At 54.0% G+C, this 12,673-nt stretch carries 16 protein-coding genes; all 16 read right to left on the reverse strand.

Going from position 1 to position 12,673, the window contains the following annotated elements; all coding sequences use genetic code 11:
* Positions 1 to 28 precede the first annotated feature (28 nt).
* Positions 29 to 964, reverse strand: coding sequence for a 16S rRNA (cytosine(1402)-N(4))-methyltransferase RsmH (gene rsmH, locus H8S44_RS14400; protein ID WP_186997548.1), 936 nt, complete (start codon positions 962 to 964; stop codon positions 29 to 31).
* Positions 965 to 996: 32 nt separating this feature from the next.
* Positions 997 to 1,434: a division/cell wall cluster transcriptional repressor MraZ gene (mraZ, locus tag H8S44_RS14405; protein ID WP_186873891.1), complete on the reverse strand. Its 438-nt coding sequence runs from the start codon at positions 1,432 to 1,434 to the stop codon at positions 997 to 999.
* 265 nt (positions 1,435 to 1,699) lie between these two features.
* Positions 1,700 to 2,257: an elongation factor P gene (gene efp, locus H8S44_RS14410; protein WP_186873892.1), complete on the reverse strand. Its 558-nt coding sequence runs from the start codon at positions 2,255 to 2,257 to the stop codon at positions 1,700 to 1,702.
* Positions 2,258 to 2,455: 198 nt separating this feature from the next.
* Positions 2,456 to 3,535: a M24 family metallopeptidase gene (locus H8S44_RS14415; RefSeq protein ID WP_186873893.1), complete on the reverse strand. Its 1,080-nt coding sequence runs from the start codon at positions 3,533 to 3,535 to the stop codon at positions 2,456 to 2,458.
* Between the two features lie 28 nt (positions 3,536 to 3,563).
* Positions 3,564 to 4,061: a YqeG family HAD IIIA-type phosphatase gene (locus H8S44_RS14420; RefSeq protein WP_186873956.1), complete on the reverse strand. Its 498-nt coding sequence runs from the start codon at positions 4,059 to 4,061 to the stop codon at positions 3,564 to 3,566.
* An 18-nt stretch (positions 4,062 to 4,079) separates the two neighbouring features.
* Positions 4,080 to 4,532, reverse strand: a complete 453-nt coding sequence (gene nrdR, locus H8S44_RS14425) for a transcriptional regulator NrdR (RefSeq protein ID WP_186873894.1) — start codon at positions 4,530 to 4,532, stop codon at positions 4,080 to 4,082.
* Between the two features lie 149 nt (positions 4,533 to 4,681).
* Positions 4,682 to 5,365, reverse strand: a complete 684-nt coding sequence (locus tag H8S44_RS14430) for a SpoIIIAH-like family protein (RefSeq protein ID WP_186873895.1) — start codon at positions 5,363 to 5,365, stop codon at positions 4,682 to 4,684.
* On the reverse strand, positions 5,362 to 5,973 hold the full coding sequence (locus tag H8S44_RS14435) for a stage III sporulation protein AG (protein ID WP_186873896.1): 612 nt from the start codon (positions 5,971 to 5,973) through the stop codon (positions 5,362 to 5,364). Before H8S44_RS14435 ends, H8S44_RS14430 begins: the two co-directional genes overlap by 4 nt.
* Positions 5,912 to 6,316 (reverse strand): stage III sporulation protein AF, encoded by a 405-nt coding sequence (locus H8S44_RS14440; protein WP_186873897.1) that lies wholly within the window; start codon positions 6,314 to 6,316, stop codon positions 5,912 to 5,914. The genes H8S44_RS14435 and H8S44_RS14440 overlap by 62 nt, the downstream gene beginning before the upstream one ends.
* A gap of 25 nt (positions 6,317 to 6,341) precedes the next feature.
* Complete coding sequence (locus tag H8S44_RS14445; protein WP_186873898.1) at positions 6,342 to 7,394, reverse strand: stage III sporulation protein AE; 1,053 nt, start codon at positions 7,392 to 7,394, stop codon at positions 6,342 to 6,344.
* Between the two features lie 2 nt (positions 7,395 to 7,396).
* Positions 7,397 to 7,780, reverse strand: coding sequence for a SpoIIIAC/SpoIIIAD family protein (locus H8S44_RS14450; RefSeq protein ID WP_186873899.1), 384 nt, complete (start codon positions 7,778 to 7,780; stop codon positions 7,397 to 7,399).
* 15 nt (positions 7,781 to 7,795) lie between these two features.
* Complete coding sequence (gene spoIIIAC / locus H8S44_RS14455) at positions 7,796 to 7,990, reverse strand: stage III sporulation protein AC (protein ID WP_186873900.1); 195 nt, start codon at positions 7,988 to 7,990, stop codon at positions 7,796 to 7,798.
* 46 nt (positions 7,991 to 8,036) lie between these two features.
* Positions 8,037 to 8,555: a stage III sporulation protein AB gene (locus tag H8S44_RS14460; RefSeq protein WP_186873901.1), complete on the reverse strand. Its 519-nt coding sequence runs from the start codon at positions 8,553 to 8,555 to the stop codon at positions 8,037 to 8,039.
* The gene (gene spoIIIAA, locus H8S44_RS14465; protein WP_186873902.1) at positions 8,549 to 9,499 is read right to left on the reverse strand and encodes a stage III sporulation protein AA; all 951 of its coding nucleotides are present in this window, start codon (positions 9,497 to 9,499) and stop codon (positions 8,549 to 8,551) included. The genes H8S44_RS14460 and spoIIIAA overlap by 7 nt, the downstream gene beginning before the upstream one ends.
* Positions 9,500 to 9,694: 195 nt before the next feature.
* Positions 9,695 to 12,334, reverse strand: a complete 2,640-nt coding sequence (gene alaS, locus H8S44_RS14470) for an alanine--tRNA ligase (protein ID WP_186873903.1) — start codon at positions 12,332 to 12,334, stop codon at positions 9,695 to 9,697.
* Between the two features lie 89 nt (positions 12,335 to 12,423).
* On the reverse strand, positions 12,424 to 12,672 hold the full coding sequence (locus H8S44_RS14475; RefSeq protein ID WP_186873904.1) for a thioredoxin domain-containing protein: 249 nt from the start codon (positions 12,670 to 12,672) through the stop codon (positions 12,424 to 12,426).
* Position 12,673 lies beyond the last annotated feature (1 nt).

Consider the following 12,673-nt stretch of genomic DNA (forward strand, 5'->3'; position numbering starts at 1 on the left):
TCCTAAATTTTATCTCCACTCTAAGAAATCAGCTTCGCTCAAATACCCGAAGCTTCGCGCTCTTGGAACGCTTATTGTAAACCAGCTCCTCTTCTCCCGGAGCAATGGGCTTTCTGATAGGTGACCTGCCCTTCGGCTTTTTACCACACACACACACAGGAAAGTTGGAAGGGCAGGTACACGGGTTTTCATTGGTCTTGAATATGGTCTTTACGATCCGATCCTCCAGAGAATGGAAGGTAATCACACAGATCCGTCCTCCCGGATTCAGAAGATCGATCATATCGTCCAGCGAGTTCTTCAGAACCTCCAGTTCCCGGTTCAGCTCGATCCGGATGGCCTGGAAGGTTCTCTTGGCAGGATGTCCTCCCACGGCGCGGATCTTTGCCGGAATCGCTCCCCGGATGATCTCTGTCAGTTCTCCGGTGGTCTCAATGGGTTTCTTTTCTCTCGCAGCCGCGATATGCTTCGCAATATTTGCTGCGAACTTTTCTTCTCCATAATCCCGGATCACACGGTATAGCTCATGCTCCGTATAGCCGTTCACGATATCCCGGGCTGTCTTCGTCTGCCGCTGGTCCATACGCATGTCCAGAGGCGCGTCCACCCGGTAGGTGAAGCCCCGGTCCGCTGCGTCCAGCTGGTAGGAGGATACGCCCAGATCCAGCACGATGCCGTCCACATGGTCGATGCCCAGGGCTGCAAGCTCTCTTCGCATGTTGCAGTAATTGCTTCGCACGATGGTCACCCGCTCTCCGAACTCCTTCAGGCGTTCCCCGGCTGCCGCGATGGCGTCTGCGTCCTGATCGATGCCGATAAGTCTTCCCTTTTCGGAAAGTCTCTTACAGATCTCATAAGAATGGCCGCCGCCTCCAAGAGTTCCGTCCACATAGATGCCGTCGGGGCGGATATGCAGTTGTTCTATGGTCTCCTGCAAGAGGACCGATACGTGTGAAAATTCCATGCGCTTCTCCGGTTTTCTTTTCTCGACAGGACCTAGATATCCAGGCCCAGCTCCGTCAGCTGACCGGCGATCTCGTCCATATCGATCTCTTCGTAATTGTTATTCTCGTTCCACTTCTCCTCGCTCCAGATCTCGATACGATTCAGGAGTCCGGCCAGTACAACGTCCTTCTCGATACCGGCAAACTTCCGAAGGGTCGCCGGAATCAGTACTCTTCCCTGCTTATCAAACTCACAGGAAGTGGCGCCTGCGGTCAGAAAACGGACGAAAGAACGGGCGTTTTTATTGGTCATGGGCAGCTTTTTCAGCTTTTCCTCATAGTTTTCCCATTCTTTCATGGGAAATACAAAGAGGCAGCCATCCAATCCCCTCGTCACGATACATTCATCGCCGAGTTTCTCCCGGAATCTGGAGGGAATGATCAGCCTGCCCTTGGTGTCTACCGTATGGTTATATTCGCCTCGGAACATAGCGTCACCCCACTTTCGTCGAGCTCTGTGCCTCTGTCACCACTTTCCTGCACATCAGCTCCACCTTTCACCACTATTCACCACTTGTGGTATCATCATATCTTAATTTTTATTAAAAATCAAGCCCTTTTTCTGTGAACTTTGCACAAAAATAAGAACCTCCATATCTAGTATTTACATATTCTGCAAACACTAGATATGGAGGTTCTTAAATTCATGCCGGATCCCTTAAAAATCCGTCTTCATAATTTCTTAAGATAATGGCTTAGACTCTGGACAGATACTCGCCTGTACGTGTATCGATCTTGATCTTGTCGCCCTGCTCCACGAACAGCGGAACATATACAACTGCTCCGGTCTCTACGGTAGCCGGCTTGGTTGCGCCTGTGGCAGTATCACCCTTGAAGCCCGGCTCGGTATCCGTGATCTCCAGCTCTACGAAGAGAGGCGGCTCTACTGCAAATACGTTACCATTGTAGGAACATACCTTAACCATTTCATTCTCTTTTACAAACTTCAGGGAATCTCCGATATCGTCCTTGTTCAGAGCGATCTGATCGTAATTCTCTGTGTTCATGAAGTTATACAGATCTCCGTCGCTGTACAGATACTGCATCTCCACACGATCGATTCTTGCTGCCGGGAACTTCTCGGTAGGACGGAAGGTCTTCTCTACCACGCCGCCATTGATGATATTCTTAAGCTTGGTTCTTACGAAAGCCGCGCCCTTACCCGGCTTTACATGCTGGAACTCCATGATCTGATATACATTTCCCTCGATCTCAAGTGTTACACCGTTTCTAAAATCTCCTGCTGAAATCATTCTTAAATTTCCTCCTGATGTTTTAAACGCATGGTTTCTGCGCATATAGTTATAAGTTGTAACTGCCTGACACAATCACCTGCATTATATTCTATAATAAAACTTCTGCTTTTTCAAGCTTTTTTCTGCGTCTGTCCGCACTTCTGTAAAATTTCTATGAAATCCCCATCTGCTTTCCATAAGATTCCCATGGGAGCTCTATCCTATCTCGATAAGCTCCTTTGGTGAAGAAGTGAGATTCCGGACGCCGGTCTCCGTGAACACTACCATATCCTCGATGCGGACGCCGCCGAAACCGGGCACGTAAACTCCCGGCTCCACAGTCTCAATCATGCCCGGAAGAAGCACGGTGGTATCTCTCACAGACAGGGTAGGCCGCTCATGGATTTCCAGTCCTACGGAATGTCCCAGTGCATGTCCGAAGCAGGCGCCGTATCCGGCCTCCGCGATCACATCCCGGGCCAGTCGATCTCCCTCGATCCCGGTCATGCCGGGCTTCAATCCCGCAAGGGCTGTCTGCTGGGCCCGGAGCACCAGTTCGTAAAGCTCTTTCTGCCGCGGACTCGCCTTTCCGACGATCACAGTACGGGTCATGTCTGAACAGTAGCCCCGATACCGGCAGCCGAAATCCATGGTCACGAAATCACCCGGTTCCAGCTTTTTCTCCGTGGGAACCGCATGGGGAATGGCCGAATGATACCCCGATGCCACGATGGTATCGAAGCTGGTTCCCTCCGCCCCGTGATTTTTCATAAAATACTCCAGCTCCGCAGCCACCTGAAGCTCGGTGACTCCCGGCCGCAGGAAATCCAGGATATGGGAAAAGGCCAGATCACCGATGTGTTCCGCCTCTGCCAGAAGCCGAATCTCCTCCTCCGTCTTCACGGCCCGGAGCTTCGAGAGTTCCATTCCCAGAGACTTCCACTGTTCTGCCGGGAGTCCGCTTTTCTTCATCAGGCTCATTACCGTTCCGTAGAGCATGGCGCCTTCTTCAAAGCCCAAACGCCCGACTCCGTCCTCTTGCATCAGCTCCTTCAGTAGATCCCCGTAGCCGTACCCGGCGCTTATGGTGCGGACTCCATAGCCCTCCCCGGCCTCTTCCTCCGCCAGCAGGGTGTACCGGCTGTCCGTAAGGATCAGGCTGCGCTCCGCTGACAGATACAGATAGCTGTCCGTCCCGGTAAAGCCGCTGAGATAGCGGATATTTGCCGGAGATGCCGCCAACACTCCGTCTACCTTCTGTTTCTTCAGAAAACTCCTTACTTCTTCCTGCGTCATTTCTTATGCTTCCCTTCTTTCCATCCCCTTATTGCTGCTTTCTCCGATAAAAGAACAACACAATTTTCTCCAGATACCGTTTCAGCACGATCTGGATCTCCTCATGGGGATCCATGGGCTTCACCAGGATCGAGTACATCCCGGCCCGGTTCGCCCCCCACACGTCTGTGAACAGCTGATCCCCGATAAACAGGGTATTTTCCAGACGGGTTCCCATTTTTTCCATTCCCTCCAGATAGCCCTTCCGGGATGGCTTGTCCGCCTTGTATACAAAGGGAGTCTCCATGGCATCCGCAAAGGGCCGCACCCGGGGCTCTTTATTATTGGAAATCAGACAGGTAGCAAAGCCCAGTCCATGAAGCCGCCGAAAGAGCTCCACGCTCTGTTCGGTAGCGGGAGCTCCATGGGGAACCAGTGTATTGTCCACATCAAACAGGATGCCGCGATAGCCCCTGCGATACAGCTCTTCAAAATCGATTCCATAAGTGGAATCCTCATATTCTTTCGGGTAAAATGCCTGTAACAGCACGTATTTCTCCTCCTGTTATTTATCTAACATCTTCTTCAGTTCGCTTAGGAAAGTATTCACATCCTTAAACTCCCGGTACACGGAGGCAAAGCGCACGTAGGCCACGGAATCCAGATCCTTCAGCCGGTCCATGACCATCTCTCCGATGGCGGAGCTTGGGATCTCCCGCTCCTCCCTGCTGAAGATATCGCTCTCAATCGTGTCGATCATGGCATTGATATTCTTCAGGGGAACCGGCCGCTTATGGCAGGCTCTGAGCACACCATCCTCGATCTTGCTCCGATCGTAGGGCTCCCGGTTGTTATCCTTTTTTATTACAATCACAGGAATGGTTTCAATCTTTTCATAGGTGGTAAAACGTTTGCCGCAGGCATCGCAGAGACGACGGCGGCGGATAGAACTGTTGTCGTCGGCCGGTCTGGAGTCAATGACCCGGGTATTTTCCTGGCTGCAATAAGGACACTTCATAATATACCTCCGTTTTTTTGGCACTGACAGCCCGGTTCCCGGGCTGCCGGTACGCTTGAATTGTAAAAAGTATATTATATTTTTGTGTTTTCTGCAATGGATTCTCTCCAGATCGGGCCATTTCTTTCTGATTTTCTTTCTGATTTTCATCACTCCGCTTCCGCGGCCGGTGTGATCACGATATTTTCCGCTGTCACGCCGGTTTTTCGTTTTACAATATCCTCGATCTGGGCCCGGCCCGCGTCGTCCACATCGGCCATATTGACCACCACATCGGCCTTGCCGTCAGTGAGGCTCACCACCACGTCCTCGAAACCCTTGGCCTCCAGAAGCAGCTCCGCAGCCGCTTCCTTTTCCGCCAGATCCGTCAGCTCCACCATACTGTCGATGGCGCTCTGCTTCTGGGCGTCCGAGATATTGGCATTGTTAATGATATCCAGAAGAGTCTCTTTGTTTCTGGAGCGCAGCTGCTCCCGGCTGAGCTTTGCCTCTGCAGCAAAGCCTGTGCCCGGGGAGGTGCTGGCCATGACCGCTTCTCCCGGTTCCTCATTTTCCTCCACCTCCGCAGTTTCTCCTTCCGTTCCGTCCCCGTCCAGACTGGCAATATCCCCATCCTCGAACTGCAGCTCCTCCAGACCAGACTGGGCGTAGAGATCCTCCGCTGAGAGATCCGCAGCCGCCTCCGCGTCTGTCCCGCTCTCCGCCGTATCCGTCCCGGCTGCTTTTTTCACCGAGTCCAGTCTGGTTCCTGAATAATTCAGATAGCCTGCCACGGCAATCATGATTGCGAGAGCTGTAATAATCATCTGATTTTTTTTGAATATGTTTTTCACTTCGCACCCTCCATCTTCATTATTTTAATTTTATGTGCCTCTATGGGGAATAATGCCTCCACGGCTTCCAGAATCTCCTGACGAATTACCGGATTCCCGCCGCCCTCGGCAATAACCAGCACACCCTGTATCTGCGGCTCCAGCTCCTTTACCACATAGGGCACTTTACTGCCATCGCTCTCTTCCCGGTAAACGGTGGACTCCGACCAGCTCCTTTCCGTGGTCTCCCGGCTTCCGCCCGAGGCGTCCTCCTCCTGTACAGTCTGGCTGCTGCCCGGCTCATCCTTTTCCACCACCTGTTCTCCGGTGGTCTCCAGAGTAATCAGCACCCGGGTCCGGCCCACACCGGAAACCTGACTCAGGGCCTCGGAAAGCCGCTGTTCCAGCTGTTCCTCGTAAGACAGGCTTTCCCGGGTACTTCCTTCTGTTTCCGCTGTATTCGTCTCCTGCTGCCCGTCCTCCCCCTGGGAAGGATTTTCAGGGGACACCGGAATGGCAATGACCGCCAGCAGGACCCCGCAGAGCAGAATCACCGCCAGTTGTTCCTTATTCGGCTTTTTCAGCTTCTTCAGGTTCTCCCATTTCCACTTTGATTTCCGGGATTCCAAGCTCTTCTTCCTCCTCCATTTCTATCTCTGACTCCGACTCTGATTCAGATTCCGTCTCCAGTTCCTCCATTTTCTGTTCCAGGGCCTTTTCGGCTTCCTCCTGCCGCCTCTTAAAATCCCGGAGCTCCTGATCGCTGGTCATCTCCACATAAGTATCATCCAATACCCGGTTCAGTCCCATCGCAGAAAGAACCGGAGACAGCACCACGATCATCAATACGATTCCCATAAAAAAGCGCAGATATTTCCGCTGGCTCTCCTCCGGTAATACATGGAGTACCACATTCATTAGAAGGGTATAAAAAGCCACATCCCGGATCCAGCCATACAAAAACTCTTTCATCTGCCCGCCTCCTTCCCGGAGTTTTTCACAGTCCGCCCCGCACGGACACGGTTACCACCACAATGGCGATCACAAAGAGCACCAGCACTGTAAACACCAGCTGCAAAAGCAGGCAGATTCCTTCTCCGGCTCCCGCCACGCAGCCCACGATCCGTTTATCAGAGACCGGCTGAACCAGGGCTGCCGCACCTTTCAGGATCAACATCAGGACACCAAGCTTCACCAGGGGCGTCAGGCACAGCAGGACCAGGACCACCAGGGCCGCAGCTCCGATGCCGTTTTTGATGAGCACCGCGGATCCCAGCAGCAATTCGGTCACAGATCCCGCCGCGTTTCCGATACCCGGCAGGCTTTTGAATACCTGGCTGAAAGCTGTCTGCCGCACTGCGTCCACTGCCGGGCTAATGAGGCCCTGAATGGTATGAAAACCCACCACCACCGCCAGCAGGGACTTCAGGATCCAGCCCACGGCTTTTCCGGTCATCTCCGTCATCTGGGACAGATATTCTTCCTTTGTCATGTGATTGACAAATACCAGTATCAGATAAACCTGGATCAGAGTCAGAAGCCATTCCCGGATCAGCCATTCCAGCAGATAAATGAGTCCCAGTAGGAACTGATAAAAGACTAGGGCCGTGGTACTTCCGGCGGCCAGCGTTACCGCCAGACACCAGGCCGGAAGCAGGGCTTTCATGAATTCCAGAATCCCTGTGAGCACCTGCTCTGTCAGCTCCGTGGCCCCGGAAAATACCTGCATCAGGGTCAGAAATAATAACAGATAGGTGATTTCAAAGCCGGTTTCGCCCGCCTGCCGGTTCTGGAAGATATCCGTAAAGCCCGTGAGCAGGGCCGCCGCGATGCCCAGTACCAGAATGGACACCAGGATATATTTTTCCGTTCTCCAGTCTGTCCCGGCCTGTTGGAGCACCGCCCGCAAGAAACCGTCCAGGGTAAAGGGCCGTTCCCCGGAAATCAGCTCCAGCACCGTATCCCGGAACTGAAAGCTGCCGTTTAAGATGTCGTCCACAGCCCTTTGTACTTCCTGAAAATCCAGCTGTTCCCATACAAATGTATCCATGGCTACCCTCCCAGAAAGCCCTGCACCGTATCCAGCAGGGCGGTCACGATAGGCATGCTCACCGCCAGAATGGAAAGTCTGGCAAAGATCCCAATCTGCCCTGCCACCGCCGAATAGCCCGCGTCCCGGCAGATATCCCCGGCGAATTCTGAGATGCAGGTGATTCCGATGATTTTTAGCAGCACCCGGATATAGGAAGCCTGGATGGAAATGGAATTCTGGATGAGCCGGATACTTTCCACCACTGCTTCCAGCTTCTCCTGGGCCAGCATCAGAAGCAGGACACCTGTGGCCACGCTTAGGACCGCCGCGTATTCCGGTTTGGTCTCTTTCAGCTCCATGGCCAGAAAAACGCCTGTGATCCCAATTATCGCCGCCTGCAGCATGGTCCTCCCTCCTTTTCAGAGCGCAAATAGCTGCTTCATGGTATCAAACAGTTCAAAAATATAGGGCAGGATCCAGAACAGCACCAGTACCAGACCTGCCAGACTGGTGAGAAATGCCTGTTCCTCCCGGCCGCTGTGCTTCAGCACCTGGCTAATCACGGATACCAGGATTCCCACCGCCGCGATTTTAAATATGAGATTGACGCTCATATTCCCTCCCTGTCTCTCCGGGCTGTTTTCCCGAAAGTTTCTGTCTTTATATCAGTAATATCACCAGGAAGATGCCTCCGGCCACTCCCAGGCTCCGGTACAGCCGTTCCTTGCTTCCTCTGTCCTCCAGAGCCTCGGCGATTCCGCAATCCAGCTGCTCCAGATAAAGGTCGATGGCCGCCAGCTGCATCTCCCTATCCAGATATCCCAGTACCTCGCCCAGAGTCTTTAATCGTTCCCGATCCGCCCCGGTAAGCCGGGTCTGTCCCAGGCACTGGCAGATCTTCCGGTTCCAGATTTCGCCAAGCCCCGTTCCGTCCGCCTGTTCCAGTTCCCCGGCCACTTCCTCCAGAAACCCCTGAAAAGGCTCCGAAAGCCGCTGGGCAATGCGGACAAAGGCCTCCGGAAGGGGCGTCTTCGCGTAGCGGATCTCGCCCCGCAGCATGGCCGCCAGCCGCTTCAGGATCCGCAGTTCCTCGCATCTCTTTTTCAGATCCATGCTGAAGCTCACGCCGATTCCCGTGGAGGCCAGAAGAATAAGAAATGCTCCCGCCGTTTTCAGCACAGCACTCTCCCCTTTCCGTCCAGAATCCGCTCCACCACTCCGGGTGGGCCGCCCGCTTTCAGAATCACCAGCCGCTCAAAGACCCTGTCCTCCATCATGGACCGGAACAGTGGCTTGGCCAGCAGATCTTCCCGACTGCTTCCGTGGACGGTGGCCAGGATCCGGCAGCCGCAGTAAAGGGCTGTCTCCATGGCTTTCACGTCCTCGGGCCGCCCCAGTTCATCTACCGCCAGCACCTCCGGCGCCATGGAACGGACCAGCATCATCATTCCCTCCGCTTTGGGACAGGCGTCCAGGATGTCCGTCCGGATACCCAGATCGTTTTGGGGGATTCCCTGATAGCTGCCGCCGATCTCCGACCGCTCGTCCACGACGCCCACGGTGCAGCCCCGCAGGCCCAGGCAGCCGTCGGAGATCTGGCGGATCAGATCGCGCAGCAAGGTGGTCTTGCCACAGCGGGGCGGCGAGATAATCAGTGTATGGAAGGGGCCCTCCGGGCCATACAGCCAGGGCAGTACTCCGTCAGCACAGCCTTTTACCTGGTGGGATATCCGCAGGTTCAGGCTGGACAGGTGACGGATGTTCCGGACGCTCTCCCCTTCCGTGATGACTTTTCCGGCCACGCCCAGGCGGTGGCCGCCGGGCAGGGTCAGATAGCCCTGGCGTAGCTCGTCCTCATAAGCGTAAAGGGAATAGGTTCCAGCCAGCTCCAGTGTCTGCTGTACTTCCTGTTCGGTGACTGTCAGGCCCTTTGCCTGCTCTGTGGTACAGGCACCTGATTCGGTCAGGAAGGTTTCCCTGTTCCGGTAGTTAAGAATCAGTGGCTTTCCGGATCGGAGACGGATCTCCTGCAGGCGGGGGCTGTCGGCCAGGATGGGGGACAGAGCGGACCGCAGACGGGTGGGAAAGATGTTGGATAGCTGTTGGGGGGATTTTGGTTTCATGGTTTCACCTCTTGGGACAGTATATGTGGAGGTGTAGTGTGAAAGAACTTTGACAGATGAAAACGGACGAAAAATACCAAAACTACTGAGACTGTCCGTAAAAATAGAATCCTGCAACACGGTATTTCCTATAGAGCAAAGAAGCGGCAGGTCGCTTACGCTCCTGCCGCTTTTTTGTATCCTAATGTGTCTGTTTTATTTCATTTGCTCGGCTGCCACTTCGGCTACTTTGGTGATGGCTGCGTCGATGCCATCGGCATTTTTGCCGCCGGCCTGGGCCATGCCGGGACGTCCGCCGCCGCCTCCTCCTACGAGGCCTGCGATGGCTTTGATCAGGTTGCCTGCGTGTGCGCCCTTTTTCTGGGCTCCTTCGGTGGCTGTTGCCATGAGGCTTACTTTGCCATCGATGGCGCTGGCCAGGACAACTACGCCTTCGCCCAGCTTTTCCTTGAGCTGGTCGCCCAGGTCGCGGAGGCCGTTCATGTCTACGCCTTCCAGCTTGGCTGCCAGAACTTTGACTCCGTTAATCTCTTTTACCTGGTCCATGACGTCGCCCAGGGCGTCTTTGGCCGCCTTGCTCTTCAGGGCTTCGTTTTCACTGTGCAGCTCTTTGATCTCGGCCAGCAGGTGCTCGATCTTCTCGTTCAGGCCTGCCGGGGTGGTCTTGGCGGTCTTGGCTGCCTCCTGAAGCTGTGCCTCTACGTTCTTATAATAAGCAAATACACCATCGCCGGTCAGTGCCTCGATACGGCGCACACCTGCCGCGATGCCTGCCTCGGATACGATCTTGAAGACCATGATCTGGGAGGTATTGGCTACATGGGTACCACCGCAGAGCTCCTTGGAAAAATCGCCCATGGTTACCACACGTACCTTCTCTTCGTACTTCTCGCCGAACAGAGCCATCGCTCCGGTCTTCTTCGCTTCCTCGATATCCATAACGTCCGTCACAACCGGAAGTGCCGCCTGGATTTCCTGATTTACCAGAGCTTCTACTTTCGCGATCTCCTCCGGCGTCATAGCCTCGAAATGGGAGAAGTCGAAGCGGAGACGATCCGGTGTAACCAGAGAGCCCTTCTGCTCCACATGGCTGCCCAGTACCGTCTTCAGTGCTTTCTGAAGCAGATGGGTAGCGCTGTGGTTCTTGCAGGTGTCTGCATGCTTCTTGGCTGCTACTTCCAGGGTTACCTGATCGGATACCTTGAACATGCCCTTGGTTACGCGTCCCACATGGCCGATCTTGCCGCCGCGGAGCTTGATGGTATCCTGTACTTCAAACTCGCCGTTCTCAGAACGGATGACGCCTGTGTCACCCTCCTGGCCGCCCATGGTAGCGTAGAACGGGGTCTCTTTTACAAAAATGGTGCCGCTCTGGCCGTCTGTCAGAGCTTCGGTCAGTTCGCTCTCTGTGGTCAGGACTGTAATCTCAGACTCTGCGGTCAGGCTGTCATATCCCACGAATGTGGAGGTTACCTTCGGGTCGATCTGGTCATATACGGTGGCGTCCGCACCCATGTAGTTGGTCACTGCGCGGGCCTCTCTTGCCTTGACACGCTGCTCCTCCATGGCTGCCTTGAAGCCGTCCTCGTCTACGGACAGGCCCTTCTCCTCCAGGATTTCCTTGGTCAGGTCTACCGGGAATCCGTAGGTATCGTAAAGTTTGAAAGTATTCTCACCGGAAAGCACCTTCTCGCCCTTTGCTTCCATCTCTGCTTCCATGTCTGCCAGGATGCTTAAGCCCTGGTCAATGGTCTTGTTGAATTTCTCTTCCTCCTGGTCCAGAACCTTGAAGATAAACTCTCTCTTCTCGTCCAGCTCCGGATATCCGTCCTTGGATCCCTCGATAACGGTCTCGCTTAAGTGCGCCAGGAACTTGCCCTCGATACCCAGAAGACGTCCATGGCGGGCTGCCCGGCGGATCAGACGGCGCAGTACATAGCCCCGGCCCTCATTGGTGGGCATGATACCGTCGGAAATCATGAAGGTAGCGGAACGGATATGGTCGGTGATCAGACGGATGGATACATCCTTCTGTTCGTCCTTCTTGTATTCGGTGTGAGCCAGCTCGCAGACCTTATCCCGGAGCGCTCTTACGGTGTCCACGTCAAAGATGGAATCCACGTCCTGCACCACGCTTGCCAGACGCTCCAGACCCATACCGGTATCAATATTCTTCTGCTTCAGCTCGGTATAGTTGTTATGGCCGTCGTTATCAAACTGGGTAAATACGTTGTTCCAGATCTCCATGTAACGGTCGCAGTCGCAGCCTACGGTACAGCCCGGCTTGCCGCAGCCATACTTCTCGCCTCTGTCATAATAGACCTCGGAGCAGGGGCCGCAGGGGCCTGCGCCATGCTCCCAGAAGTTGTCCTCTTTTCCAAAACGGAAAATACGGTCTGCCGGGATGCCGATCTCTTTATTCCAGATATTAAATGCCTCGTCATCCTCAAGGTATACGGACGGATACAGACGCTCCTTGTCCAGTCCCACCACCTCGGTCAGGAACTCCCAGGTCCAGTGAATGGCCTCGTCCTTGAAGTAATCGCCGAAGGAGAAGTTACCCAGCATCTCAAAGAAGGTGCCGTGACGGGCGGTCTTTCCCACATTTTCAATATCGCCTGTACGGATACATTTCTGACAGGTGGTCACTCTGCGGCGGGGCGGAATCTCCGCGCCGGTGAAATACGGCTTCAGCGGAGCCATACCAGAGTTAATCAGCAGAAGACTGTTGTCATTATGAGGTACAAGAGAAAAGCTCTTCATTGCCAGATGTCCCTTGCTCTCAAAAAATTCCAAGAACATTCTTCGAAGTTCATTTACGCCATACTGTTTCATTTGTTCCCTCCTAAGCCCATATCTCGTTACACAGGCTCTCTCTATTCCATAATCTTTTTTATTATAAATTCTGGAATAGGGTTTGTCAATTACCAGCGCTTCATTTCCCGGATCAACTCTTCCTCGTAGTCGCCCAGGACCTCCTGCTGACGGCCGCCGTGGTAGAGATTGGTCTCTGCGCCGCGCTCACCATTTTCCTCAAACTCCCAGATGTGATAGGGGACGCCGCGGTAGGAGAAGTCAATGCTGCCAAGCCCGTCCTCCTCCGTGTATTCATATTCCCAGCCCTTTTCCTCCAGAAAGGCACGGACGCGGGAAAGATACTGTCTTTCTTCCATA

It is taken from the genome of Anaerosacchariphilus hominis (assembly GCF_014290175.1).
Taxonomy (GTDB): domain Bacteria; phylum Bacillota; class Clostridia; order Lachnospirales; family Lachnospiraceae; genus Laedolimicola; species Laedolimicola hominis.

Coding starts and splice junctions, on each gene's coding strand:
- rsmH (WP_186997548.1), bottom strand. CDS start 964: ATGGAATTTTCACACGTATCGGTCCTCTTGCAGGAGACCATAGAACAA.
- mraZ (WP_186873891.1), bottom strand. CDS start 1,434: ATGTTCCGAGGCGAATATAACCATACGGTAGACACCAAGGGCAGGCTG.
- efp (WP_186873892.1), bottom strand. CDS start 2,257: ATGATTTCAGCAGGAGATTTTAGAAACGGTGTAACACTTGAGATCGAG.
- H8S44_RS14415 (WP_186873893.1), bottom strand. CDS start 3,535: ATGACGCAGGAAGAAGTAAGGAGTTTTCTGAAGAAACAGAAGGTAGAC.
- nrdR (WP_186873894.1), bottom strand. CDS start 4,532: ATGAAGTGTCCTTATTGCAGCCAGGAAAATACCCGGGTCATTGACTCC.
- H8S44_RS14440 (WP_186873897.1), bottom strand. CDS start 6,316: ATGAAAGAGTTTTTGTATGGCTGGATCCGGGATGTGGCTTTTTATACC.
- H8S44_RS14445 (WP_186873898.1), bottom strand. CDS start 7,394: ATGGATACATTTGTATGGGAACAGCTGGATTTTCAGGAAGTACAAAGG.
- H8S44_RS14450 (WP_186873899.1), bottom strand. CDS start 7,780: ATGCTGCAGGCGGCGATAATTGGGATCACAGGCGTTTTTCTGGCCATG.
- spoIIIAC (WP_186873900.1), bottom strand. CDS start 7,990: ATGAGCGTCAATCTCATATTTAAAATCGCGGCGGTGGGAATCCTGGTA.
- spoIIIAA (WP_186873902.1), bottom strand. CDS start 9,499: ATGAAACCAAAATCCCCCCAACAGCTATCCAACATCTTTCCCACCCGT.
- alaS (WP_186873903.1), bottom strand. CDS start 12,334: ATGAAACAGTATGGCGTAAATGAACTTCGAAGAATGTTCTTGGAATTT.
- H8S44_RS14475 (WP_186873904.1), bottom strand. CDS start 12,672: ATGGAAGAAAGACAGTATCTTTCCCGCGTCCGTGCCTTTCTGGAGGAA.